Annotated in this window: 24 protein-coding genes; 4 read left to right on the top strand and 20 right to left on the bottom strand. The window is 46.9% G+C overall.

Annotation, left to right across the window (positions count from 1 at the left end; all coding sequences use genetic code 11):
- Positions 1-136 precede the first annotated feature (136 nt).
- Genes Q7A_RS05005 through Q7A_RS04995 form a run of 3 tightly spaced genes read left to right on the top strand, consistent with a single transcriptional unit; the run spans position 137 to position 1,873 of the window.
- Positions 137-778, top strand: coding sequence for a 2OG-Fe(II) oxygenase (locus Q7A_RS05005; protein ID WP_014706248.1), 642 nt, complete (start codon positions 137-139; stop codon positions 776-778).
- A complete protein-coding gene (gene def / locus Q7A_RS05000; RefSeq protein ID WP_014706247.1) occupies positions 775-1,338 on the top strand; it encodes a peptide deformylase in 564 nt (187 codons plus the stop codon). The genes Q7A_RS05005 and def overlap by 4 nt, the downstream gene beginning before the upstream one ends.
- Positions 1,322-1,873: a pyridoxamine 5'-phosphate oxidase family protein gene (locus tag Q7A_RS04995; RefSeq protein ID WP_014706246.1), complete on the top strand. Its 552-nt coding sequence runs from the start codon at positions 1,322-1,324 to the stop codon at positions 1,871-1,873. The genes def and Q7A_RS04995 overlap by 17 nt, the downstream gene beginning before the upstream one ends.
- Before the next feature lie 2 nt (positions 1,874-1,875).
- On the opposite strand, the gene Q7A_RS04990 is transcribed toward Q7A_RS04995, so the two are convergent.
- From Q7A_RS04990 to Q7A_RS04975, 4 genes are all read right to left on the bottom strand, one after another.
- The gene (locus Q7A_RS04990) at positions 1,876-2,928 is read right to left on the bottom strand and encodes a DUF3549 family protein (protein WP_041354396.1); all 1,053 of its coding nucleotides are present in this window, start codon (positions 2,926-2,928) and stop codon (positions 1,876-1,878) included.
- 13 nt (positions 2,929-2,941) lie between these two features.
- The gene (argJ, locus tag Q7A_RS04985) at positions 2,942-4,168 is read right to left on the bottom strand and encodes a bifunctional glutamate N-acetyltransferase/amino-acid acetyltransferase ArgJ (RefSeq protein ID WP_014706244.1); all 1,227 of its coding nucleotides are present in this window, start codon (positions 4,166-4,168) and stop codon (positions 2,942-2,944) included.
- The gene (secA, locus tag Q7A_RS04980) at positions 4,168-6,873 is read right to left on the bottom strand and encodes a preprotein translocase subunit SecA (protein ID WP_014706243.1); all 2,706 of its coding nucleotides are present in this window, start codon (positions 6,871-6,873) and stop codon (positions 4,168-4,170) included. The genes argJ and secA overlap by 1 nt, the downstream gene beginning before the upstream one ends.
- Before the next feature lie 136 nt (positions 6,874-7,009).
- Entirely contained in the window at positions 7,010-7,807 is a 798-nt protein-coding gene (locus Q7A_RS04975) for a M23 family metallopeptidase (RefSeq protein ID WP_014706242.1), read from the bottom strand.
- Positions 7,808-7,955: 148 nt separating this feature from the next.
- Between Q7A_RS04975 and Q7A_RS04970 the strand changes: the two genes are divergently transcribed.
- The gene (locus Q7A_RS04970; protein WP_014706241.1) at positions 7,956-8,408 is read left to right on the top strand and encodes a DUF721 domain-containing protein; all 453 of its coding nucleotides are present in this window, start codon (positions 7,956-7,958) and stop codon (positions 8,406-8,408) included.
- Here the strand turns inward: Q7A_RS04970 and lpxC are convergent.
- From lpxC to rsmH, 16 genes are all read right to left on the bottom strand, one after another.
- Positions 8,405-9,322, bottom strand: a complete 918-nt coding sequence (lpxC, locus tag Q7A_RS04965; protein WP_014706240.1) for a UDP-3-O-acyl-N-acetylglucosamine deacetylase — start codon at positions 9,320-9,322, stop codon at positions 8,405-8,407. The two genes, Q7A_RS04970 and lpxC, sit on opposite strands and share 4 nt — an antisense overlap.
- A 72-nt stretch (positions 9,323-9,394) precedes the next feature.
- Positions 9,395-10,555 carry a cell division protein FtsZ gene (gene ftsZ / locus Q7A_RS04960; protein ID WP_014706239.1) on the bottom strand — a complete coding sequence of 387 codons (1,161 nt, stop codon included), beginning with the start codon at positions 10,553-10,555 and terminating at the stop codon, positions 9,395-9,397.
- Positions 10,556-10,591: 36 nt separating this feature from the next.
- Positions 10,592-11,842: a cell division protein FtsA gene (ftsA, locus tag Q7A_RS04955; RefSeq protein ID WP_014706238.1), complete on the bottom strand. Its 1,251-nt coding sequence runs from the start codon at positions 11,840-11,842 to the stop codon at positions 10,592-10,594.
- Positions 11,842-12,627, bottom strand: a complete 786-nt coding sequence (locus Q7A_RS04950) for a cell division protein FtsQ/DivIB (RefSeq protein ID WP_014706237.1) — start codon at positions 12,625-12,627, stop codon at positions 11,842-11,844. The genes ftsA and Q7A_RS04950 overlap by 1 nt, the downstream gene beginning before the upstream one ends.
- Positions 12,627-13,565: a D-alanine--D-alanine ligase gene (locus Q7A_RS04945; protein ID WP_014706236.1), complete on the bottom strand. Its 939-nt coding sequence runs from the start codon at positions 13,563-13,565 to the stop codon at positions 12,627-12,629. The genes Q7A_RS04950 and Q7A_RS04945 overlap by 1 nt, the downstream gene beginning before the upstream one ends.
- Positions 13,562-14,452 carry a UDP-N-acetylmuramate dehydrogenase gene (gene murB / locus Q7A_RS04940; RefSeq protein WP_014706235.1) on the bottom strand — a complete coding sequence of 297 codons (891 nt, stop codon included), beginning with the start codon at positions 14,450-14,452 and terminating at the stop codon, positions 13,562-13,564. The genes Q7A_RS04945 and murB overlap by 4 nt, the downstream gene beginning before the upstream one ends.
- The gene (murC, locus tag Q7A_RS04935) at positions 14,452-15,870 is read right to left on the bottom strand and encodes a UDP-N-acetylmuramate--L-alanine ligase (protein WP_014706234.1); all 1,419 of its coding nucleotides are present in this window, start codon (positions 15,868-15,870) and stop codon (positions 14,452-14,454) included. The genes murB and murC overlap by 1 nt, the downstream gene beginning before the upstream one ends.
- Positions 15,863-16,942: an undecaprenyldiphospho-muramoylpentapeptide beta-N-acetylglucosaminyltransferase gene (gene murG / locus Q7A_RS04930; RefSeq protein ID WP_014706233.1), complete on the bottom strand. Its 1,080-nt coding sequence runs from the start codon at positions 16,940-16,942 to the stop codon at positions 15,863-15,865. The genes murC and murG overlap by 8 nt, the downstream gene beginning before the upstream one ends.
- Positions 16,939-18,078, bottom strand: a complete 1,140-nt coding sequence (gene ftsW, locus Q7A_RS04925; protein WP_014706232.1) for a putative lipid II flippase FtsW — start codon at positions 18,076-18,078, stop codon at positions 16,939-16,941. The genes murG and ftsW overlap by 4 nt, the downstream gene beginning before the upstream one ends.
- Positions 18,075-19,430, bottom strand: a complete 1,356-nt coding sequence (murD, locus tag Q7A_RS04920) for a UDP-N-acetylmuramoyl-L-alanine--D-glutamate ligase (RefSeq protein ID WP_014706231.1) — start codon at positions 19,428-19,430, stop codon at positions 18,075-18,077. The genes ftsW and murD overlap by 4 nt, the downstream gene beginning before the upstream one ends.
- The gene (gene mraY / locus Q7A_RS04915; RefSeq protein ID WP_014706230.1) at positions 19,427-20,509 is read right to left on the bottom strand and encodes a phospho-N-acetylmuramoyl-pentapeptide-transferase; all 1,083 of its coding nucleotides are present in this window, start codon (positions 20,507-20,509) and stop codon (positions 19,427-19,429) included. The genes murD and mraY overlap by 4 nt, the downstream gene beginning before the upstream one ends.
- Entirely contained in the window at positions 20,509-21,861 is a 1,353-nt protein-coding gene (locus Q7A_RS04910; RefSeq protein ID WP_014706229.1) for a UDP-N-acetylmuramoyl-tripeptide--D-alanyl-D-alanine ligase, read from the bottom strand. The genes mraY and Q7A_RS04910 overlap by 1 nt, the downstream gene beginning before the upstream one ends.
- On the bottom strand, positions 21,858-23,378 hold the full coding sequence (locus Q7A_RS04905; RefSeq protein ID WP_014706228.1) for a UDP-N-acetylmuramoyl-L-alanyl-D-glutamate--2,6-diaminopimelate ligase: 1,521 nt from the start codon (positions 23,376-23,378) through the stop codon (positions 21,858-21,860). Before Q7A_RS04905 ends, Q7A_RS04910 begins: the two co-directional genes overlap by 4 nt.
- Positions 23,375-25,084, bottom strand: a complete 1,710-nt coding sequence (locus Q7A_RS04900; protein ID WP_014706227.1) for a peptidoglycan D,D-transpeptidase FtsI family protein — start codon at positions 25,082-25,084, stop codon at positions 23,375-23,377. The genes Q7A_RS04905 and Q7A_RS04900 overlap by 4 nt, the downstream gene beginning before the upstream one ends.
- Positions 25,081-25,374 carry a cell division protein FtsL gene (ftsL, locus tag Q7A_RS04895; RefSeq protein ID WP_014706226.1) on the bottom strand — a complete coding sequence of 98 codons (294 nt, stop codon included), beginning with the start codon at positions 25,372-25,374 and terminating at the stop codon, positions 25,081-25,083. Before ftsL ends, Q7A_RS04900 begins: the two co-directional genes overlap by 4 nt.
- On the bottom strand, positions 25,371-26,309 hold the full coding sequence (rsmH, locus tag Q7A_RS04890; RefSeq protein WP_014706225.1) for a 16S rRNA (cytosine(1402)-N(4))-methyltransferase RsmH: 939 nt from the start codon (positions 26,307-26,309) through the stop codon (positions 25,371-25,373). Before rsmH ends, ftsL begins: the two co-directional genes overlap by 4 nt.
- Positions 26,310-26,318 lie beyond the last annotated feature (9 nt).

The raw sequence follows: 26,318 nt of genomic DNA, 5'->3' as shown, positions 1-26,318 counted from the left end.
ACCAGCAATAACGTCACCAGCACAAAATAATCCTTCAACGAAACTCAAATTCTGCTACATTCTATCGCCCGATCAAGGGCTTAGCTATGTCAATTGACCATAACAAAGTCACTCATTCTTCTGGAGAATCGCTTCTTTGAACGCTCAGTCTGTTGTTGATTATGCCGTATTTGATCTGATTGCTGATGCCCTGACCACCCACGGTTATTGCATTCTGCCACAACTATTGCCTCCCGCTTTAACCCATGATCTATACCGCAGAGTTGCCCGCCTGGATGAGCATAATGACTTAAGTCAGGCCGGGATAGGCCGTGAACAACAATATCAGCTAAATGAGAAAATCCGCACCGATGAAACCCGCTGGCTGGATCCCTCGAACAGTATCGATCAAGCTTATCTTACCCATATGGCCAATTTCCGGCTGGCAATGAATCAACGGTTGTTTCTCGGCTTGTTTGATTATGAATCACACTACGCCCATTACCCTTCAGGTGCCTTCTACAAACGGCATGTCGATGCATTCAAAGGTGAATCCAACCGTGTATTAACTACGGTGATGTATTTAAACCCATTCTGGCAAACCCGAGATGGCGGCCAATTGCAGATTTATGATATTAATAATGATAATCTGATTGTATCTGTTGAACCCGAAATGGGCACATTTGTTGTTTTTTTAAGTGAGCAGTTTCCGCATGAAGTTCTACCCTCGAAACGGGATCGCTACAGTATTGCAGGATGGTTCCGCGTTCAGGCTCCATTGCAGGCACCGATGATATGAACACATCTTTTAACATTCTGGAATTAGGTCAGGCTGATTTACGTCGAATTGCCCGGCCGGTATCCGAGATAAATGACGCTGTATTACAACAACAAATCGATGAACTGATCACCTTTGTTCAACAGCGTGGGGGTATGGGGATTGCCGCCACGCAAGTTGGTATTAACCAACGCTTTTTTATTATGTCGAGTCATCCTAATGAGCGTTATCCCTATGCACCCGAGATGCCGTCAACCTGTGTCATAAATCCTGAAATTGTCTGGCACTCCACGCAGACAGAAAAAGACTGGGAGGGCTGTTTGAGCGTCCCCGGTCTTCGTGCTCTGGTACCACGTTATCAGCACATACAAGTGCGCTACTGGTTACGTGATGGAAGTCAGGTAGAAACCGCATATGAGGGCTTTATGGCACGATTGTTCCAACATGAACTGGATCATCTGGATGGAAAAGTTTTTGTCGATCGGGTGGAATCGTCGATGGAAATGATGACCGAATCCAGTTGGCGTTCAATGCTGGCTGAAAAATCCAAGGGCAGAGACAATAATGGCACAGCAGTTTGATTCGCTCTCTGATCGTCTGATTGAGTTTATTCATCAACAACATCTGTTTTTTGTAGCAACTGCGACGGCTGACAGCCGGGTTAATGTTTCCCCCAAAGGAATGGATTCGCTAAGAATTCTAAACAGTAATCGTTTAGTCTGGCTGAACGTGACCGGTAGCGGAAATGAAACGGCTGCGCATATTGAGGAATCCCCTCGAATGACCATCATGTTTTGTGCATTTGAGGGAAAGCCATTGATTCTACGAGTCTATGGTCAGGCACGTGTAATACATCAAAAAGAGACTGAATGGCAGGGTCTGTATGGCTTATTTGATCCATTACCCGGTGCCAGACAAATCTTTATTCTGGATATTGATCTGGTTCAGACCTCATGTGGTATGGCTGTACCCTATTTTAAATTTGTCGGTGAACGCGAACTACTGAATAACTGGGCTGAACGCAAAGGCGTAACCGGTATTAAAGAATACTGGCGGGAAAAAAATCAGTTCAGCCTGGATGGAATTGAAACAGATATTGTTAAAAAGAATATTTGAGCCTATTGGCCGAACATTTCCCCAACGGCTTTTGCCAGGGTGTCCGAACGTTTTGGATTACGCAAAGCCTGCATAACCGGCTCACGCATTCCCGGTATAAATAACAGATCGGCCAATAACTGGCTGAACCCGGCCTGGCCAGCATCGTTTTGAGCAAGCTGTTCAAGATACAACTCACAGATTGGCTGTTTAGCCAGTTCCAACCAGATCCGCCCACTGATTATTGCCAGTACTTCAATTTCGCGACTGCAACGATGCTTCAGCACCTGAGTCACCATACGCTCCACTAAACCACGAGCAGTACTGTTGGAAGCGGCCCGTAAGCAGGAAATGATTTTGGCCGTATCCGGTTGTTTTTCCTGTAACTGATTATCTACTTGCTGCACCAAGACTTCGATTACTCCCGCAGCAGGGCTTGCATGCTCCAGCAAAACGCATAAATTATGAAATGGCTCCTGAGGCAATTTAGGTAACGTATTAATCAACCCTAACGTACCTTCATTGGTATTCAGACGAATCGCAAAATCGGCTAATCCCTGCATCGCCAATCCAGGCCATTTATCCAGAGGAAGATCGCCAGTGAAATAACGATAGGCGGCATCATAAAATTTGGAAGGAGACTGTTTCAGTGCATGAGTAGCGTGGGCATTAAATGCGGCCATTCGATCCTGACGTGGCTGAAAGGTGAACGGACTGTCCTGCAGAGCTCCCTGAATCTTTTCACCATCGGCGGCAGCCAACATTGCTTCGCCTAGCCTTTCCAATAACATCATCAGAAAAGCATCACGGGCATCTGGAACCAATAAACCCTGCTCATCCAGCGGAAACTGCAGAAACCAGACATAGTGATTTTCTGCCGCATCCGGATGCCAGAAAATAATGCCTATTTGGGCATGACGTTTGAAAGGATAAGGGTAAGGTCTCTGGCAATTATCAAAACTGACAAACTGTTCGGGGGTTAATTTACAAACCCGGCGACCCATATCAAACACCCGGTATTGTGCACCTCTTTGCCTCAGAAACTTGCTAAGTGTGTTGAACTGTCCAATATCCATATCCTGCTCGCTGTTACGTACGGTATTCAGCGTTGATTCTCACGTAATCATAAGAAAAATCACAGGTCCAGACTGTTTTAGCAACTTTTCCTCTACCCAGTTTTACCTGAATGGTAATTTCAGATTGTGACATGACCTGCTGGCCTTTTTCTTCAGTATAGTCAGCAGCAGGCTGGCCTCCATCGACAATACATACGTCATCCAGGTAAATAGCGATTTTCGATAAGTCCAGATTGGGCAAGCCACTTCGGCCTACTGCTGCCAGAATACGTCCCCAGTTCGGGTCAGAGGCAAACAATGCGGTTTTCACCAGTGGTGAATGAGCGATGGTATAGGCGACCTGACGACATTCATCTGCGTCAGTGCCCTGCTGAACATCAATGCTGATAAATTTGGTTGCACCTTCGCCATCGCGAACAATGGCTTGGGCCAGGAAGCGGCTTAAAGTATTTAAAGCCTCGATAAACTGATGTGCCTCCGTGCTATCAATATCATCAATAACTGAGTTACCAGCTTTACCGGTTGCAATAAGAATGCAGGCATCGTTGGTTGAGGTATCGCCATCAACGGTAATACTGTTAAAAGACTGCTCCATCGAAACGTCAAGCATCTTTTGTAATGTGGAGGGACTTATCGCCGCGTCAGTGGCGATATAAGACAACAAGGTCGCCATATCTGGCCGAATCATGCCTGAGCCTTTAGCGATGCCTGTGAGCGTGATTGACTGTCCATTTAACGACAGTTCCACTGAACGCGCTTTGGCTATGGTGTCTGTGGTCATGATGGCGTGTGCTGCAGCAAACCAGTTATCAGCGGCTAGTGTGCTAAATGCCTCCGGTAACGCATTGGTTATTTTCTCAACAGGTAACGGCTGCCCTATTACCCCGGTAGAAAATGGCAACACCGCACTGGTATCACATTGAGCTTGCTGAGCCACCGCCTGACAACATGCTTTTGCTGCCGCCATACCCGCGTCACCGGTTCCAGCATTGGCATTTCCAGAATTAATCAGTAGATAGCGTGTCGATGCTTGTTGCTGATGCTCTCTGGCGAGTAATACCGGCGCTGCACAAAATGCATTACGGGTATAAACCGCTGCGGTATGACTTCCTGGTGCCAGTTCAATTAATACCACATCCTGACGACCCGGCTTTTTAATGCCTGCGCTCGCAGTGGCGAGGCGGACACCTCTTACAGGCTTTAATTCAGCAGCAACCGGTGCAGATAAATTTACTGCCATTATCTAATAGCGCCGTGGCAATTTTTGAATTTTTTACCACTGCCACATGGGCAAGGATCATTACGACCAACTTTTTTTCCATCACGTGTTAGTGGCTGATTGGCAGTAGGATGGTCTGTTTCTGCTTCAGCGGACGAACTTTCATGCTGATATTCCACATCAGCAGATTGACGACGTTGCTCATCGACCGCCGCGACATCTTCCGGCGCACGCACTTTAACACGGGAAATCAGGCTGATAACTTCATGTTTCAAGCTGTCCAGCATGGCAGTAAATAACTGGAAAGCTTCACGTTTATATTCCTGCTTGGGATCTTTTTGAGCATAACCACGCAGATTGATACCCTGACGTAAATAATCCATCTGAGCCAGATGTTCTTTCCACTGTGTATCCAGGGTTTGCAACATGATGGCTTTTTCAAAATGCCGCATCAACTCAGCCCCGACAGTAGCTTCTTTAGCCTGACAGGCCGCTTCTGCTTCTTCGATAATTCGTTCACGCAAGCTTTCTTCGTGCAGATTGTCATCTGCCTCCAACCAGCCGCTAATATCTAATTCCAGAGCGAAATCATCACGTAAAGCCTGTTCCAGTCCACTGACATTCCATTGTTCATCAATGCTGTTTGGTGGAATGTAAAGACTGATAACGTCGTTAATGACGCTGCTACGCATCGAAACAATCGTTTCAGAAACATCATCCGCAGCCATTAATTCATTGCGCTGCTCATAGATTACTTTACGTTGATCGTTGGCAACATCATCAAACTGCAGCAACTGTTTACGTATATCAAAGTTGTGTCCTTCAACTTTACGTTGCGCATTTTCAATGGCTCTGCTGACCCATGGATGCTCAATGGCTTCACCCTCTTCCATACCCAGTTTCTGCATCAATCCGGCCATACGTTCAGAAGCAAAGATCCGCATCAGGTTATCTTCGAGCGACAGATAAAAACGGGTTGAGCCCGGATCGCCCTGACGACCGGAACGACCACGCAGCTGATTGTCGATACGGCGTGATTCATGACGTTCGGTACCGATAATGTGTAAACCTCCCGCTTGCAAAACCAAATCATGACGTTGTTGCCATTCGGCTTTCACTTTAGCTTTTGCAGCTTCATCAGCCTCTTCACCCAGCTTGTCCAGCTCTGTTTCAAGACTGCCGCCGAGAACAATATCTGTACCACGACCCGCCATATTGGTAGCGATTGTTACAGAGCCCGGTTTACCCGCTTCAGCAATGATATGTGCCTCTTTCTCATGAAATTTTGCATTCAAAACTTCATGGGGAATTTTGGCTTTGGAGAGTAATTTATCCAGATACTCTGAGCTTTCAATCGAAGCCGTACCCACCAGCACAGGCTGTTTTCGTTGCACACAGTCCTGAATATCTAGCAAGATCGCATCGAATTTTTCTTTTGCTGTCAAATAAATTCTATCGGCTTCATCTTTACGCTGCATTGGCCGATGTGTCGGAATAACCACAACTTCCAGCCCATAGATTGACTGCAATTCATACGCTTCGGTATCGGCTGTACCGGTCATGCCGGACAGCTTTTTGTAAAGACGGAAATAATTCTGGAAAGTAATGGAAGCGAGGGTCTGGTTTTCGTTTTGAATCTTGACCCCTTCCTTGGCTTCAATGGCCTGGTGCAACCCTTCTGACCAGCGACGCCCGGGCATGGTACGACCGGTAAATTCGTCGACAATGATTATCTGATCATCCTGGACAATGTATTCAACATCCCGATGAAATAATACATGTGCACGAAGTGCTGCAGTTACGTGATGCATCAAACCGATATTGGCCGCATCATACAGGCTGGCATCTTCATCCAGCAGACCGGCTTCGGTTAATAACCGCTCGATTTTTTCATGACCAGCTTCGGTAAAATGCACCTGTTTGTTTTTTTCATCAATGGTGTAATCACCCGGTACAGTGATATCTTCATCTTCACCTTCCTGCCGGGTCAGACTTGGAATCAATTTGTTTATCTGCAGATAACGCTCAGAACTGTCCTCAGCCGGACCGGAGATAATTAGTGGAGTACGGGCTTCGTCAATCAGGATGGAGTCAACTTCGTCGATAACAGCAAAATTTAATGGACGCTGTACTCTATCTTCCAGTCGAAAGGCCATGTTATCGCGCAGATAATCAAAGCCAAATTCGTTATTGGTACCGTAAGTAATATCTGCGGCATAAGCTTCACGGCGTTCATCTCCACTCAGTCCACTGACAATTACACCGGTTGTTAGGCCAAGGAAACCATAAAGCTTGCTCATCCAGGCCGAATCACGTTTGGCAAGGTAATCGTTGACAGTAATAACATGGACGCCTTCACCGCTTAAGGCGTTCAGATATACCGCGAGTGTGGCTACCAGCGTTTTCCCCTCGCCGGTTTTCATTTCGGCAATTTTTCCGTCGTTCAATACCATACCGCCAATCAACTGCACGTCAAAATGACGCATTTCCATAATCCGTTTACCGGCTTCACGAACGACAGCAAATGCTTCTACCAGAATATCATCCAGCGTTTGCCCGTCATCCAGACGTTGTTTGAATTCTATGGTTTTGGATTTTAAAGCGGCATCGTCAAGCTTTTCATATTCGCCTTCCAATTCATTGATGAGGCTGACCTGTTTTTGCAGTTTTTTGATTACACGATCATTACGACTGCCAAAAACCTTACTGAAAAACTTGCCTACCATGACTAAAACTACCTGTTGAATGTGCCGAATTGACGACAGTTTGATTAAACGCGTGATTATAACGCGTACTGTTGGGAAGATCGAAGACTCACCGCATTTTTTTAAGTGGTGTCAGATTTTTCAAATACAAGAGGAATTATTCGATGTAATTAAACGGATTAACGGATTTACCGTCTCTTACCACTTCGAAATGAACATGTGGGCCAGTTGAACGACCGGTTGATCCCATAAGCGCAATAACATCTCCCTTGTTAACACGGTCTCCGGTACTGACATTGAGTGTTTTGTTGTGCGCATAACGAGTTACATAGCCATTTCCATGGTCAATTTCAACCAATCCACCGTAACCTCCACGCATACCTGCCCAACTTACGATACCATCCGCCACCGAAATGACCGAGCTACCGGTTTTTCCGGCAAAATCGAGTCCATCATGGAAAGCCTTTTTCCCATTAAATGGATCAACACGGTATCCATAGAAAGACGATACCCAGCCATCAACCACTGGACGACCACTGGGTATGGCGCCGGCGATATTCTCATTAGTAATCAGAAACTCCTGTAATGCGGTCAAGGTATCCTGTTGATCAGCAAAATCCTGTGAGAGACGAACCAGACTTTCTTCAAATTCGGCGTTTGATAACCAGTCACCAGAATGTTCAATACCGCCCATCCCGGGAGCAAATTCCAAATCAAAATCAGAAAGTTCAAAACCTGCAATTTCAGCTAATCGCTGACTGAGCATTTTCAGACGAATTGCCTCTGCCTGTAATCCTCCTAACTGCTGCGCGTAAAAGCCTTGAATGGCTTCATTGGCGGTTGTGTCATCACTGATAGAGAGGGGATCGGTTTTCGGGGTGAGGAGTCGAGCGGTTGGGAAAAATTTTGAGTCTACTGTATCGTTGATAGCTGTCTTATCTTTTATATAATTCATTGTAGAGACAGTTATCGCAATTGTTATGGATAAAAGAAATGCGACTAGCAGCATCAATTTCGTTCGGCTTAAATGCCAATGCTTGTGGCCGGTATTGTCGGCGGATATTATGATAATCTGCATACTTATCCTCGTCCCGGATTGAGACATGTCAAATAAACCGCTTCATTTCAGCACTGTTTGCCAGGCAAACCAGCAATTACAGCAAATTTCGAAGCGCGCTCAAAAATTAACTCAGCTTAACAGCATTCTGCAAGAAATTTTACCTTCGCAGTTCGCAGGACATTGTCAGCTGGCGAATATGAAAGACAACAAAATCATCATCCATACAGAAAACGCGGCAGTTGCCAGCTTATTACGCTTTCATTCCGCTACCATTTGTAAAACCTTTTCCAGCGAGTTGTCTGCGCAAATTGAACGCGTTGAGGTAAAAGTAAAACCCCAGCACCCAACCGGGAAGCTGGCAAAATCCAATATGATCGATATGTCTAATAACAATGCAGCGCTGATTGCTCAGACCGCCGCCGGGTTAGACGATGGTCAGCTCAAAACAGCGCTGCATAAACTCGCTAAGCGAGGTAAAACTCGTGACAACTCCTAGCTGACGATTGAAGCGGCAGGCCGACTGAACACAATAGGTGCATCAGCATCTTCTTCAAAAGTCACCAGTTCCCAACAATCTTCCTGGGCAATAAGCTTGCGTAACAGGCGATTGTTCACTTCATGACCGGATTTATGTCCGACGAATGCACCGATCAGACTATGCCCCAGCAAATACAAATCACCGATAGCATCAAGTACTTTATGACGGACAAACTCGTCTTCGTAACGAAGACCATCTTCATTTAAGACACGGAAATCGTCTACAACAATAGCATTATCCATACTGCCACCCAGCGCCAAATTCATTTCCCGCAGTTTTTCGATATCTTTCATAAAGCCGAAGGTTCGGGCACGGCTGACTTCACGAACAAATGATGTGGAGGAGAAATCTACATCAACCTGTTGCGGTCTGCCGGTAAAGGCCGGGTGCTCAAAATCAATGGTAAAAGAAACTTTGAATCCTTCAAATGGCTCGAACTTGGCCCATTTGTCACCATCTTCCAGTAATACAGACTTTTTAATACGGATAAATTGCTTGGCAACTGCCTGCTCTTCAATACCGGCAGATTGCACCAGAAATACAAAAGGTCCGGCACTGCCGTCCATAATAGGAACTTCTGCTGCATTGAGATCAATATAAGCATTGTCGATACCCAGCCCGGCAAAGGCTGAAAGTAAATGTTCCACTGTTGAAACCCGTTGGCCATTCTGAATCAATGTGGTTGACAGGGCTGTTTCCCCCACATTTTCAGCTTTGGCTTCGATTTCAACAACCGGATCCAGATCGACTCGTCGGAAAATAATGCCAGTATTAGGGGCAGCCGGACGCAGCGTTAAATAGACCATTTCACCGCTGTGCAATCCCACACCTGTGGCACGAATCACATTTTTCAATGTTCGTTGCTTTATCAAGGTGTTTTACCCCCTTTCTAGTTTAATCATCCGAGAATAATATCATAGGCTTATATTACTTCACCATCTACATTAGTCTGCCTGTCTGCGAAGAAATGCCGGGATGTCCAGATAATCCATGTTGACGTCGCCATTAGCCACTTGTTTATGTTCGTTGTTACGACCATTGCGTAAAACTGTTGGTTCATCATAATCAATGTCAACTGGCTTCTTAACAATTTCAATTTGCGGTGCTGCTGCCGATGTTTCAACCGGTTTTGAAACAGCCGCTCTTGCAACACCCAGTCCGGTTGCCACAACGGTGACCCGTAACTCATCGGTCATATCTGGATCGATAACTGTACCAACAACGACTGTTGCGTCTTCTGACGCAAATTCTTTAATGGTATTACCCACTTCTTCAAATTCACCAATGCTCATATCCAGACCCGCAGTAATGTTTACCAAAACACCACGCGCACCTGCCAAATCAACATCTTCCAGTAACGGGCTTGAAACAGCCAGTCTGGCGGCTTCTGCAGCGCGGTTTTCACCTGAAGCCCGGCCGGTTCCCATCATGGCCATACCCATTTCGGACATCACTGTGCGCACGTCGGCAAAGTCAACGTTAATCATGCCTTCACGGGTAATCAGTTCGGCAATACCCTGAACCGCACCCAGCAGTACATCATTGGCTGATTTAAAAGCATTAAGCAGGCTCATTTCCTTACCCAACACTTTCAACAGTTTTTCATTTGGAATAGTGATCAATGAATCTACATGCTGACTCAACTCTTCAATACCGGCTGTAGCGACTTTCAGTCTTTTGCCACCTTCAAAAGGAAATGGCTTGGTGACGACGGCAACCGTTAAAATACCCATTTCTTTAGCAACCTGAGCCACTACTGGCGCAGCTCCGGTACCTGTACCGCCACCCATACCCGCAGTGATGAAGACCATATCAGCGCCACTAATGACTTCCATAATACGTTCACGATCTTCCAATGCAGCCTGTCGACCCACGTCAGGGTTGGCACCGGCACCCAGCCCTTTAGTGATATCAGTTCCCAATTGTAAATGCGTAGTAGCATTACTTTTTCGTAAAGCCTGTGCATCAGTATTGGCACAAATAAAATCAACACCTTCGATTTTATTGGCCACCATGTGTTCCAATGCGTTACCGCCACCGCCACCTACACCGATGACTTTGATAACGGCATTTGCTGTATATGTATCAATCAATTCAAATGTCATGATTTTCTCCCCTCTTTATTTACTAACAAGGCTTGCTCAGAAATTGCCCTGAAACCAACTTTTCATTCTGGCAAACATTCCTTTAAAACCATCCGACATCACAGACTCACTGTGACCGGTACTCACTTGTTCATTTCCAAACAGTAATAAACCCACACCTGTGGCGTGGATTGGATTACGTACTACATCAACTAAACCACCAACATGCTGTGGCACACCAAGTCTTACCGGCAGATGAAAGACTTCTTCAGCCAGTTCAATTGCGCCTTCCATTTTTGCACTGCCACCGGTCAATACCACCCCGGCAGCTAACATTTCTTCAAAGCCACTGCGACGCAGTTCAGCCTGTACCAGCATTAGTAATTCTTCATAACGTGGCTCAACTACTTCGGCCAATGTCTGTCTCGCCAGTTGACGAGGCGGTCTGTCTCCAACACTTGGCACTTCAATGGTTTCATCTTCCCGTGCCAGTTGAGTCAGGGCACAGGCATATTTGATTTTGATTTCTTCGGCATACTGGGTCGGCGTACGTAACGCCACCGCGATGTCATTTGTAACCTGATCGCCAGCAATCGGAATCACTGCGGTATGACGTATGGCACCATCAATAAACACGGCAATATCAGTTGTACCGCCGCCAATATCGACCAGGCATACTCCCAGTTCTTTTTCATCCTGTTCCAGTACCGAGTAGCTGGAAGCCATTTGTTCCAATATGATTCCATCAACAATCAGTCCACATCGCTCGATACATTTGGTGATGTTTTGGGCAGCACTGACCGCCCCGGTAATCAGATGCACTTTGGCTTCCAGTCGAACCCCTGACATGCCGATAGGTTCACGAATACCTTCCTGGTTATCGATAATGAATTCCTGAGGCAATACATGTAGCAATTGCTGGTCGCCCGGGAAATGCACCGCCCGAGCCGCATCCAGTACCCGATCCAAATCGCCCTGTGTCACTTCCTTATCCCGAATGGCAACGGTGCCATGTGAGTTCAGACTACGAATATGACTTCCGGCAATCCCGGCAAATACAGAGTGGATCTGGCATCCAGCCATCAACTCGGCTTCTTCTACCGCACGCTGAATGGATTGCACTGTAGATTCAATATTGACCACTACCCCTTTTTTCATGCCTCTGGCAGGGTGTGATCCGATGCCGATAATTTCCAGTTTGTTGTCATTGGGACCGGCATCCAGAATCGGGGCTGCCACGATCGCTACCACTTTGGAAGTGCCGATATCCAGTCCGACAATCAGTTCTCTTTCAATTCGTTTCGACATTACACAATTCCATTAAAATCAGGTTGCTTACCGGTTTTCCATACAACTGCCAGTCCGTTGGTATAGCGCATATCTACAATTTTGATTTGATCACGATAACTGGCCAACGGGCCTTTAAAGACTCGAATAAATCTGGCTAATCGCTGTTCACTTGCCGCACGGCCCAGTTGCAGCTGCATATCATCTGTAAATTTCACCTGCCATGAACGGCGCTCATCCATGGTCAGGCTTTTCACTCTTAATCCCAGCGAATCCACAGACTGCTGAATGGTTACCAGTTGCCGAGACATCAACTCACTGTTACCTTCAGGCCCAAATAACTGAATAAGTCCGACAGGCATTTTTCCGCTCTCAGGATAAAATACGTGACCACGGGTATTGACCAGACCATCTTCATTCCACCGTGCAATCGCCTGATGCTCATTGACCATTAAATGCAAGGTATCCGGCCAGACACGTCTTACCTGTATTTGTGAGACCCAGGGAAGTGCTTCACCTGCCGCACGAATTCCTGCCACGTTTACATCGAGGAAGCTACCAGTCACATATGGGGTTACCGCCTCAATCAAGTCCTTTTTATCAGTATTGACTAATTCACCTTCCACCGTAACGTGCTGAATCGGCAGAGTATCTGTGTTGTTTACATAAACGATACCGACAATCAGTATCAACAGCACCAACACAGTACTGACATTTCGCAAGTTACTTTGCCAGTTCATTTGTTCACGTGGTTTCACCACACGGGTGCGCGTTGCTCCTGCTTTTGGACGTTGTCTGATAGCCATCAACGTTTGTCCTCCAGACTGCTCTTTAATATTTGCCCAACCAGATTTTCAAAACTGATTCCAGCCTGACGAGCTGACATGGGCACCAAACTATGGTCGGTCATACCGGGCACGCTATTCGCTTCCAGCAAGTAAAAATCACCTTGCTGATCTGCCATAACATCGATACGTCCCCACCCAGACATGTTGAGCGCATGGAAAGCGGTGATTGCCAATTGCTGACAGCGTTTTTCATCAGCGTCACTCAAACCACACGGACACAAATATTCGGTTGAATTCGCCAGATACTTGGCTTCAAAATCGTAAAATTCTCTGGGTGTTGTTAATCGAATAACCGGCAGCGCTTCTCCGTTTAAAATACTTACCGTGTATTCCGCGCCATGCACCCATTGCTCAGCGATAACTTCATCGTCATAGTCAAACGCAAGACTAATGGCTTGCTGCAGCGCTTCGACTGATGTCACCTTACTCATACCGATGCTTGAACCTTCGTTGACCGGCTTGATGACGAGCGGTAAACCCAATTCTTCAACGATTTGCTGTGGAGTGGACTGTCGATTTAAGCGCACATATTTTGGTGTTGGTAAACCCTGACTTTGCCAAATCTGTTTGCTCAAACGTTTATTCATTGACAGTACCGCACCGGTAATGCCGCTACCGGTATAAGGAATTTGCAATGACTGCAAAACACCCTGAATTTCACCATCCTCACCGCCGCGGCCATGCAGAATAATAAATGCCCGATCAAATTTATCCTGATGTATACGTTCACTGACCGTTTTATCTACATCCAGCCCAACAGCATCGACACCGAGTGACTGTAAAGCAGCCAATACCGCACGGCCACTTTTCAACGAAATCTCACGTTCTGCTGAACGTCCACCCATCAACACGGCAACCCGACCAAAACTTTGTGGAGTCATATTTATTTCACTCATGCGTGCTCTCCGATAATGTGAACTTCGGGGATCAATCGCACTTTTGTCTCTGCTTCTACACGTTGTCTAACTAAATTAATCAAACCCTCAATATCAGCCGCACTGGCAGCTCCGTCATTGACAATAAAGTTGGCATGTTTTGGCGACACACTTGCTCCGCCAACTCGCAAGCCTTTCAAACCGCATTGTTCGATTAAGCGGCCGGCGTAATCGCCTTGTGGATTACGAAATACTGAACCGGCACAAGGTTGATTAGTCGGTTGGCTATCATTGCGTTTTTTCAGGAGCTGTTTGATTAGGGTTGTTTCAGCTTCTGCATCACCTACCTGTAGTTCCAGTGTGGCAGAGACAAACCATTCTTTTTCCGGCAGTTCGACATGACGATAGGCAACGTTAAAGTCAGTGGCAGGACGCTTTTTCAACTCGCCCTGACGCGTAACTGTGGTGGCCTCTTTCACCAGCTGCCAGGTTTCCCAGCCATGCGCACCTGCATTCATCGCCAATGCACCACCAAATGTACCGGGAATACCAGCCAGAAAGGCGGCACCACTTAACCCCTGTTTAGCAGATTGTTTGGCGACTTTGCTGCAGTAAACACCTACTTCTGCAGTAACTCTTTGACCGTCTATATCCAGCGTCTGCATGGTTCCGGCCGTACTGATAACCGTGCCAGAAAAACCACCATCGCGTATTAATAGGTTGCTACCCAATCCTAACCATAATAAGGGTTCATTAGCTGGCAACTGGCGTAAAAAAGTTGCCAGATCATTTTTATCTTTTGGCTGGTAAAAACGCTGTGCTATTCCGCCAACTCGCCATGAAGTATGCTGAGATAACGGCTCATTTATTTTCAATTCGCCTTGCAAATCGGTAAACATCGAGACCATTAGCTCATCTCCTCAAGTTGTTGTTCCAACTCTTTAGCGATGGTTCCGATATCACCCGCTCCAAGGGTAAGCAATAGATCCTGATCCTTTAATAATCCTGGAAGTACAGAAAACAAGGCTTGTTTATCTTCCACAAATACCGGTTCGACCTGTCCACGCAATCTTATGGCACGACATAAACTGCGCGCATCAGCACCTGCAATTTTATTTTCGCCTGCCGGGTAAACTTCCAGTACAACCAAAACATCTATCGTTGACAGCACACGGGCAAAATCTTCGAACAGATCACGTGTTCGGGTATAACGATGCGGCTGGAAAACGACCACTAAACGACGATCCGGCCAGCCACCCCGGCTGGCAGCAACTGTCGCCGCAATTTCTGTAGGATGATGACCGTAATCATCTACCAGTAGTACCTGCCCCTCGCCAATAGCTTTCTCTCCAAGAATATTGAAGCGTCTGCCAACACCATCAAACTTCAATAGCGCGCGTTGGCAAGCGGCCACGTCTACACCTAAATTACGGGCAACGGCTAAAGCAGCGGTCGCATTGAGCGCATTGTGCAGACCGGGCATATTTAATCGAATCTGATAGTGCACGCCGCTTTGAGCTTCACTGACAGTAAACTCACTTTGCCCCTGGTATTGCTGCAGATCACTGATTCGAAAATCGGCACGTTCATCCTGACCATAGGTTGTAATTGGCCGCGTCACTTCAGGCAATATGCTCTGAACCTCTTCATCATCAATGCATAACACTGCAAGACCGTAGAATGGCAAGTGATGCAGAAATTCGATAAAGGTAGCTTTGAGCTTTTCAAAATCCCCTTCGTAGGTCGCCATATGATCGTCATCAATATTGGTCACAATGGCGATCATCGGCTGCAGATATAAAAAGGATGCATCACTTTCATCTGCTTCAGCGACTAAATAACGTCCGGTACCTAATCTCGCATTGGAGCCCGCACTGTTCAATCGACCACCGATCACAAACGTTGGATCCAACTCGCCTTCACTTAACAATGCAGCTGTTAAGCTGGTTGTAGTGGTTTTGCCATGCGTACCCGCCACGGCAATGCCATAGCTGAAACGCATTAATTCAGCCAGCATCTCGGCACGAGGCACCACTGGAATACGTTGTTCACGCGCTGCCATGACTTCAACATTGTCAGCGCTCACTGCGGTTGTTACCACCACCACATCAGCACCTTTCAGGTATGCCGCGTCATGACCAATCATGATGTTGGCCCCAAGCTGACGCAGGTGCTGAATCAAACTGTTCTCATTCAAATCCGAACCACTGACCTGGTAGCCCAGATTGAGCAGTACTTCGGCAATACCGCCCATTCCCACGCCACCAATACCGATGAAATGGATATGTTTGACCCGACTTTGCATTGCTGAGGTTAATTTAGCCATGTGCCCACTCCAGACAGATATCTGCTATCTGAATTGCTGTTCCGGGGTTTGCCAATGTTCTTGCCTGTATTGCCATTTGTTCCAATTGTTTTCGGTTTTCTAGTAATGGCCGTATTACTGCTGCCAGATCTTCTGCGTTAAGTGCTGAGTCGGCTATCAGTAATGCAGCACCTGCGTCTTTTAATGCCTGTGCATTGTGAGTCTGGTGGTCATCTACTGCATACGGATACGGCACCAGAATTGCTGCGATACCTGTTGCCGCGACTTCGGCCACGGTTAGTGCACCTGCCCGGCAAATAATCAAATCTGCCTCGCCATAGGCTTTCGACATATCGTCAATAAACTGGGTGACAGTTCCCGAAACACCTGCCTGTTCATAGGCATGCTGACAGTCAGCCAAATGCTTTTCACCACATTGATGAAGGACGTTAACTATGTGTTCTTTTCCAAGTAGTGCCAGCGTCTGCGGTACAACCTGATTTAAACTTTTTGCTCCCAGGCTGCCTCCTAACACCAACAATTTTAAGGGTTTCTGAGCCCTTGCCTGATAACGAATCTGTGGCTCAGGTAACTGTTCAATTTCTTTTCTTACCGGATTGCCAACCCATCTAGTTTTTTTGCTGCTGACAAAACTGTTTTCAAATCCCTGTAAAACCTGCTTGGCAATTTTTGCCAGTAAGCGATTCGTCATGCCGGCAATAGCATTTTGTTCATGTATCAATAAAGGTTTGCCGGAGAGCCATGCTGCTAGGCCACCTGGGCCTGAAGCAAAACCTCCGAGGCCGATCACCACATCAGGCTGAAACCGTTTAATCACTTTTCTGGATTCGAGTACTGCACGTAAAATTCTGAACGGTGCTACCAGCCAACCGAAAATGCCATTACCACGTAAGCCTTTAATCGGAATTAAATTTAGTTTGAAAGCAGCTGCTGGTACCAACCGAGATTCAATACCACGCTCTGTGCCAATCCACTCAACATCGACCGAACGAGTACGCAATTCTTCGGCCACGGCTAATGCTGGAAAAACATGTCCGCCAGTACCACCTGCCATAATTAATACGCGAGTCATCGTTTGACCCTCGCTGATGCTTTTTCAGGTTGACGGGTTTCCAGATCCACTCGTAATAACAGACCAATCGCGATACAAACGATTACCAGACTACTACCGCCATAACTCATCAATGGCAATGTAAGGCCTTTCGTGGGAAACACACCCATATTGACGCCTATATTGACGCAAGCCTGTAACCCCAGCCACACCGAAATGCCATAGGCGATTTGTGCGCCGAATAATTGACCTGCTTCTTCTGCAGCACGGCCTATCGCCAATGCTCGCCAAATCATGATCAGAAACAAAGCGATGACTGCCACAGCACCTATTAACCCTAGCTCTTCTGCCAGAATCGAGAATAAAAAGTCAGTATGTGCTTCAGGCAGATAAAACAGTTTTTGCATGCTGCTGCCTAAGCCCACTCCAAGCCAATCTCCCCGACCAAATGCAATTAGTGCTTGTGTTAACTGGAAACCGCTACCAAACGGATCGGCCCATGGATCCATAAAACTTTGCAGGCGTTGCAGACGGTAAGGTGCCACCCAGACCATCAGGGTAAACAACCCTGCCAGAATGGCGATCAAGCCAATAAATACGTCTAATCTGGCACCGCCCAGAAACATCATCACCAGCACGGTGGACAAAATGACGACGATGGAGCCCATATCGGGCTGCAACAACAGTAATACAGCTGCTACGCTCAACAGCAGTAATGGAGACAAGACTTTTAGTAACGACGTGTTCAGTTGTCCATGATGGCGTTGCAGATAGTCCGCCACATAAATAATGGCAAACAATTTAATCAGTTCAGCTACCTGAAGATTGACCGGCCCCAAGGGTAACCAGCGTGAACTACCGTTCACTTCTCGGCCGATACCAGGAATCAAAACCAATACCAGTAAACCAACACCAACCATCAACAACATCGGAGCCATTTGCTGCCAATGCGACAATCTTATCGACATCACACACCAGGCAAAAAACAATCCGAGCCCAGCAAACGCCAGTTGCCTGATAAAGAAATATAACGGTTGCCCGGTTTTGTTTTCAGCAATGGTAATGGAAGCTGAACACACCATAATCAGACCAATCAATAGCAAGGCCAATGTGGCCATTAAAAGCTTTGAATCGAAGTAGGTGCTTACACGACTCATGCCGCCAACTCCCTCACAGCTTGCTCAAAGTGGTCGCCACGATCAGCGTAATTAGCAAACTGATCAAAACTTGCGCAGGCAGGCGACAACAGTACTTGCTGACCCGTTTGTGCAGAATTATTTGCCGCCTGAACCGCAGATTTCATATCTGCTGCAAAATGGATCTGAACTGTTTCCGGTACATGTCTGGCTAATTCTTCAGCAGATTGACCAATCAATACGATAGTGCAGACATAGTTATTCAGGATAGGGCTTAACGGCGCAAAATTCTGTCCTTTGCCTACACCACCCGCAATCAAAACAATCTTGCCATTCTCAGCAAGACCCTCTATTGCAGCGATACTGGCGCCAACGTTAGTGGCTTTAGAATCATTAAACCAGCGTACTCCGTGTAATTCGCGTACAAACCGACAGCGATGTGGCAGCCCTTTGAATTCTTTTAAGGCTTTTAACATGGCATCCATCGGCAGGCCCATTACAGAGCCCAGAGCTAATGCTGCCAATGCATTGGCAATATTATGGCTACCGGCAATTTTCATATCGCTGACCAGCATTAACGGCGTATCGCCTTCAGCCAGCCAGAGATGTCCCCTCTGGGTCAGGACACCAAATTCATATCCGGTTGATTCATGCAGACTGAAACCAAGCTGATCCCGTCCAGCTACCGCCATTGCAGAAACAATAGGATCATCTCGATTTATCACCATGACTCCCGTACCGTGATAAACCTTTTGTTTAGCACGTTGGTAATCTTCGATGGAATCATAGCGATCCAGATGATCGGGGCTGACATTGAGTATCACTGAAGCAAATGCATTCATAGAATGCACTGTTTCCATCTGAAAACTGGATAACTCAAGCACATAGAAATCTGGAGCAGGATCAGTCAGCAAGTCCAATGCCGGTGTACCAAGATTACCGCCAACAGCGACTTTTTTATCAGCCCTTTGTGCCATTAAACCGACTAAGGTTGTGACGGTACTTTTGCCATTCGAACCGGTAATGGCAATGATGGGGGCGTTGGCATGACGGGCAAATAACTCAATATCACCAATAATCTCGATACCGGCTTCAGCGGCCTGTCTGATCTGAGGTAAACGCGGATCAACGCCAGGGCTCAAGACAATGCTGTCAGCTCGCATTAACCAATCGGCAGGGATACCACCTGTTTTCACCACAACTTCCGGATAGTCTTTTTGCAGTGCATTCAGACAGGCAGGTTTTTCACTGCTATCAATTACCGCCACAGCATTACCCTGCTGCAATAAAAAACGCGCGCATGACAATCCTGTCTGCCCAAGTCCAATGATCAGGCTGTAATGAGAACTATGTTGCTGTAATTCTGCTGTCATCGTATTTTCAACGTCGCTAAACCGACCAGCACCAGAAATACGGTGATGATCCAAAATCGAACAATAATGCGGGGTTCAGGCCAGCCTTTTAATTCATAGTGATGATGAATTGGTGCCATCAGGAACACTCGCTTGCCACGTAATTTATAGGAAGCCACCTGAATCATTACTGACAGAGTTTCAATGACAAATACCCCGCCCATAATCAGCAATACCAATTCCTGACGAACCAGAACGGCTACGGTCCCCAAAGCGGCACCTAATGCCAGTGCACCGACATCCCCCATAAATACCTGAGCGGGATAGGTGTTAAACCAGAGGAATCCCAATCCGGCACCCACCATTGCGGCACAGAATACGGTTAATTCACCGGCCCCAGGGATATGTGGAATTTGCAGATAATGGGCAAACTCAAAGTGCCCTGCAACATAACTGAATAACCCTAAAGCTGCCGCAACCATTACCGTAGGCATAATCGCTAAACCATCGAGGCCATCTGTCAGATTCACAGCATTACTGCTGCCAACTATGACCAAATAGACCACCAGTAGATACCATGCACCCAGAGGGATAATGATTTCTTTAAAAAATGGCACGATGAGCTGCGTTTCAGCGGGTGTCTGTACAGTCATATACAGAAATATGGCTGCCCCCAAACCGACGACTGATTGCCAGAAATATTTATAACGGCTCAATAGTCCCTTGGGATCCTGACGAACCAGCTTGATGTAATCATCAACAAAACCAATTGTGCCAAACAGCAGCGTGACCAGTAACACAACCCAAACGTAACGATTTGTCAGATCAGCCCACAGTAGGGTACTGACGGCAATTGCAACCAGTATTAAAGATCCGCCCATCGTGGGCGTACCTGTTTTACTGATATGGGATTCAGGTCCGTCATTTCTGACCACCTGGCCAATCTGTCTGAAACTGAGATGCCGAATCATCGTAGGACCAACAATCAAGGCAATTCCCAATGCGGTCATTACCCCTAAAATGGCCCGTAATGTCAGATATTGAAAGACATTAAAGCCGGTGTAATACTGGCTCAGATAGTCACTCAGTATTAACAGCATCAGGCTTCTCCTCCAACGGCCAGTGCATCCGCCAGCTTATCCAGCTTCATAAAGCGTGAGCCTTTAATCAAGCACGCCACATCTTTATTCAGGGCATTTTTCAATTCCGCTTCCAACTCTGACAGCTCATTGAAATGCTGTGCATTATCAGCAAACTCTGCCGAGGCCAGCTGGCTTTGCTGCCCAATGGTAAACAACCGTTTCACACCAGCTGCCAGCGCATCACGACCTAACTGTTGATGAATGGTAGTACTCTCCGGTCCGAGCTCGCCGAAATCACCCAGCACCAGCCAATGTTCCCCTGGGAACTGCATCAAGGTATGCAGGGCCTGACGAAACGATCCGGGATTGGCATTGTAGGTATCATCAATCACTAATGCGTTATTAACCGCTTCGCGTAACTGCAAGCGATGTGGAACAGCTTTGATTGCAGCCAAACCTTTAACAATTGCTTCCGGCTCAATGTTTAGCGCTGAACAAACCGCAATTGCTGCTAAAGCATTACTGACGTTATGGATGCCCGGAAGGGGTAAAACAATAAAATGGCAAACATCATCCAATCTCACCATAAAATGGCACCCGGTAATCGACAGTTGTAGGTCTAATGCAGCAATATCGGCTGGTTGCTGCAGGCCGAAACTGATTCGTTGACGGGCTCCAAGCATATGTTTCCATAAATCACCATAAGGCATATCCGCATTGATCACGCCAATACCATCCGCTTTCAGGCCGGCATAGATTTCACCTTTTGCTTCAGCCACACCCTGCAATGAACCAAAACCTTCCAGATGAGCTGCGCCGACATTATTGATTACAGCCACATCCGGCTCAGCCATGGCAACCAGCGTGGCGATTTCACCTGAATGATTAGCGCCCATTTCGATAACCGCATAATCGTAGCTATCATTAAGGCGTGTCAGGGTCAGCGGAACCCCAAGATTATTATTCAGATTTCCTTTTGTAGCCAAAACATTGCCGCATTGCGCCAGAATGGATGAAATCATTTCCTTAAGCGTGGTTTTACCGTTACTCCCTGTTACCGCGACAACTTTTGCATGACTGTTTTCCCGCCATAGTCTCGCAATAGCTCCATAGGCTTTGGTGACATCCTCAACCACAATCTGAGGCAGTTCATTGGCAATATACCGATTAACTAATGCACCACTTGCACCCGCCAAACGTGCCTGTTCTATAAAATCATGGCCATCCATATTCTCGCCGGACAGGGCAACAAACAAATCACCGTTTTCAATCTGACGGCTATCAATCTTGCTGCCTGTCATCACGGCATCCTCGCCTTGTAACTCGGCGTTCAGTTGCTCAGCAATTTTGCTCAGATGAATAGTGGTCATAAGGTTACCCTTGTTGCTGAGTGACGTTTTTGTATGGCCTGCATCGCTATCTCGTTATCATTAAAAGGTGTTTTTACGCCAGCCACTTCCTGAAATTGTTCATGGCCTTTTCCGGCGATAAGGACCATGTCATCAAGAGCTGAATCGATAATGGCGTATTCGATCGCTAGCTTTCTATCGGCTTCAATATGAATATCTGCTTGCTTGTGGCAACCAGTCAGGATCTGCTCGATGATTTCCATACTTTTCTCACCACGCGGATTGTCATCGGTAACGACCAGTTTGTCGGCCAACTCACTGACGGTTTTCCCCATCAATGGCCGTTTGCCTTTGTCGCGCTCACCGCCACAACCAAATACACACCAGAGTTTTGAACTGCTATCCATATGCTGACGCATGCCCAGCAAGGCTTTTTCCAATGCGTCCGGGGTATGGGCAAAATCAATCACGACTGACGGCTGCAGACTGCTCGCCAACAGTTGCATACGTCCATTTACACTGGTTAATTGATTTAATCCGTCTGCAATTTCACTCGTTGACCAACCAACTAACGCAAGTACACCGGCGGTTGCCAATAGATTTTCGACATTGAATCTGCCCAGTAACCGGGTTTGAATGGCCAATGTTTGCTGTGCATTATGTAAATTGAATTGCAAACCATTCGTTGTCGGCTGAATATCACTGGCAAACAGGCTGGCTTTGGAATTGCGGCAGCTATACTCCACACTGGTAATCTGATTGTTATTGAGTAAAGACAATATCTGCTGACCAAAGTCATCGTCAGCATTTACTACTGCAGCCTCTAGTGACGCAAAATCAAATAAACGTTGTTTTGCCGCCGCGTATTCTTCCATATTCTGGTGATAATCAAGATGATCCCGACTTAAATTGGTCAATACGGCATAGTTAATATCCACAAAATTCAGTCGTCCCTGTTCCAAAGCATGTGAGGATGCTTCAACAGCGACGTACCGAATTCCACTGTCACGCATTTCGGCAAGCATTGCTTGTAAACGGACGGGATCCGGCGTGGTCATGCCGTGATCTTTTATCTCAGTTATTCTTCCACTGCCCAATGTTCCTATCACACCACAAGGTTGACCGGCGTTTTCCAGTGCCTGAGCGATAAACTGGGTGACAGAGGTTTTACCATTGGTACCGGTTACCGCTATCACAGTCATCGTTGCAGAAGGATATTGATAGAATGCCGCGGCCAGGCGAGCGGTTTGCTCCTTTAAATCATCAACAGCAACCATCTCTATTTGCCGTTTTTGCAGATTTTTTCTCTGCTCCGGGTTCAAAGGTGCTTCTGCTGAATAGCAAACAGCTGCAATTTCGGCTGTAGCTGCCTGCTTGATATGTTGGGCTCGGATTTCTAAATCCGTAGCTAAGGCAAAAAACAAATCTCCTGACTTGAGTCGACGGCTATCCAGACTGAGGCCGGTGACCACTGTTGTCGACACCGTGTCACTATCCACAAGCTGCATTAAATCAATAAGACGCATTTGATAGTTCATTGATGCGCCACCTGTAATTGCGTTTGCGGAAGTGCATCAGGTGCAATATTCAGTAATCGCATGGCACCCACCATGACATCAGCAAATACCGGTGCGGCTACTGCACCACCGTAATACTCTTCGCCTGTTGGTTCATCAATCACCACCACCATTGCCAAGCGAGGATTTTTGGCCGGTATCAAACCAGCAAACAGTGATTGATACTCACTCTCGGTATACCCGCCCGCCATAGCTTTTTTAACAGTGCCGGTTTTTGCGGCAACACTATAATTTGGTACTGCCGCCCGCTGGGCTGTCCCACCTGGAAGCACGACCAATTCCATCATGCCGCGAACGGTTTCCATCAAGTCTTTAGAAAATACGCGACGCCCCTTGGGTGTTTTATCCTGCTTGATAAAGGTGACGTCACGCATGATGCCGCCATTGCCAATAATGGTATAGGCTCTGGCAAGTTGTAATGTATTGGTGGCCAGGCCATAACCATAGGCTAACGTGGCACGATCAAGAGTGCGCCATGATCTTGGATCAGGTAAACGTCCCATCGCCTCGCCAGGAAAATAAGCACCACTATCAACGCCCATACCAAAACTGGCAAAATCCTGCCATAGGTCCATAGGGTCTAATTCCAGAGCAATTTTACTGGCCGCGACATTGCTTGATTTTTGAATCGAGGTAGCCAGATCGATGATACCGTAATCACGAAAATCACGAATAGTATGCCCACTCACTCTAAAGGTACCGGGGTGCGTATTGATCATCGTATCGAGATCAAATTTTCCCGATTTCAATCCACTGACAATAGTGAATGGTTTCACCGTTGAACCCGGTTCAAATAAATCGGTGACAGCCCGATTACGTAAATCGTTAGAACTGACACCGTAGCGGTTGTTCGGATTAAACGCAGGTTGGTTCACCATCGCCAGAACTTCACCGGTCTGTACATCAAGAATAACGGCTGATCCTGATTTTGCCCCATTCTTTTCCACAGCATTTTTCAAAGCGTTGTAGCTCAGATACTGCAAACGCAAATCGATACTTAACTGGATGTTTTCGCCAGCTTTTGCCGGGCGAATAGGATCGCCACCACCAACAAAATTACCTTTACTATCCCGCACCATGCGACGCAGTCCGGGTACACCGGTCAGTAAAGGCTCATAAGTGAGTTCCAAACCTTCCTGACCAACGTCATCAATATTGGTAAAGCCCACCACATGAGCTGTAACTTCACCTGTGGGGTAATAGCGTTTGTATTCACGTTGCAGCGAAACGCCACCAAGTTTTAACTGTTTTACCTGATCCGATATTTCCGGTTTGACCCGACGTCTTAAATAAAGAAATTCACGTTCAGGGTTCTGATAAATCCGTTCACGAATATTATTGGCATCGATGCCCAGAATAGAAGCTAATTTGGTCAGCTTAGGATCTTCTGCATCCGTTACCTGTGGGTTTAACCAGACAGAATGAACTGGCGTACTAATCGCCAAAGGTTCGCCATGACGATCCAGAATCATTCCCCGATGGGCCACAATAGGAACATTGCGCAGATGGCGGGCATCGCCCTGATTACGCAGAAAATCCGGATTCAATACCTGAATATCCACCAGTCGCCATAACAGGCCCAGGCCAATCAGAATAAAGGATAGTCTGACCAGATTCAGCCGCCAGCTACCGGTTTGCTGAAAACCGTTTTGCTTGCGCCGACTCATGGTTTGACCACCACGGTTTGTTCATTGCTGGGTACCTGCATATTCAGGCGGGTACGAGACTGTTGTTCAACTCTGGCTGGACTGGCCCATGTGCTCTGTTCCAGTAACAATTTTCCCCAATCTTCATTCAATTGATCACGTCTGTTTTCCAATTGCTGCAGTGCAACAAATTCGCTACGCCCCGCATGCTTGGTATAGACCACTGCAACGGATGAGACCAGCACTAATAAAGTCATGACAAGCACAGGCAAATCAATACGGATATGTTCGAAAAACATTGGCCAGATCATGCCAGTTTCTCCGCCACACGTAATACTGCACTGCGAGAGCGAACATTCACCGATAACTCCGCTGCATCCGCTTTGATGGCCTTGCCGATAATTCTAAGACGAGGATTTAATTGATCCGCTGTCACTGGAAAATGTGCGGGCAAATCATCACCTTTCGCCTGGTCGCGAAAAAAACGTTTGACGATGCGATCTTCCAGCGAGTGAAAACTGATAACGACCAATCTACCGCCCACAGCCAGGACTTCCAGTGCCTGTTCCAGTGCACTGGTTAACTCTTCCAGCTCGCTATTGATAAAAATACGAATGGCCTGGAAAGTACGCGTCGCCGGATGCTTGAATTTATCGCGAGTCGGACTCGCTTTATCCACTAAGTCAGCCAACTGTTTTGTGGTGGTAATAGGAGTGTGTTCACGTGTTTCCACGATAGCGGAAGCAATACGCTTACCGTAGCGTTCTTCACCCAGCGTTTTAATCACAGTAGCAATTTCATTCATTTCCGCACTGGCAAGCCACTCGGCAGCACTCATGCCGAATGTCGGATCCATCCGCATATCCAATGGGCCATCATGTTGAAAACTGAAGCCACGTTCAGCCTCATCAAGCTGTGGTGAAGACACACCGATATCCATCAATATACCGTTTACCTTTCCCTGCCAGAGCCGTGAATGGATAACCGTTGAAAGTTCAGAGAAAGCACAGTGCTCAATCGCAAAGCGGGAATCCGTTTTCGCCAATGCCTGACCAGCTTCCACTGCAGTTGGATCACGATCCAATCCTAACAAACGGCCATTGGCTGAGAGCTGTTGCAGAATGGCGCGAGAGTGACCACCACGACCAAAAGTGGCATCCACATAAATACCGTCAGGCTGAATAAACAGCCCCTCGACGGTCTCTTTAAGAAGGACCGGTTGATGTGTTGGGAGTTGGTTTGTCATGACCCCGCC

Source organism: Methylophaga nitratireducenticrescens (genome assembly GCF_000260985.4).
GTDB lineage: Bacteria > Pseudomonadota > Gammaproteobacteria > Nitrosococcales > Methylophagaceae > Methylophaga > Methylophaga nitratireducenticrescens.
Note: the sequence above shows the minus strand (reverse complement) of the source record. Positions and strands in the feature narration are given on the sequence as shown.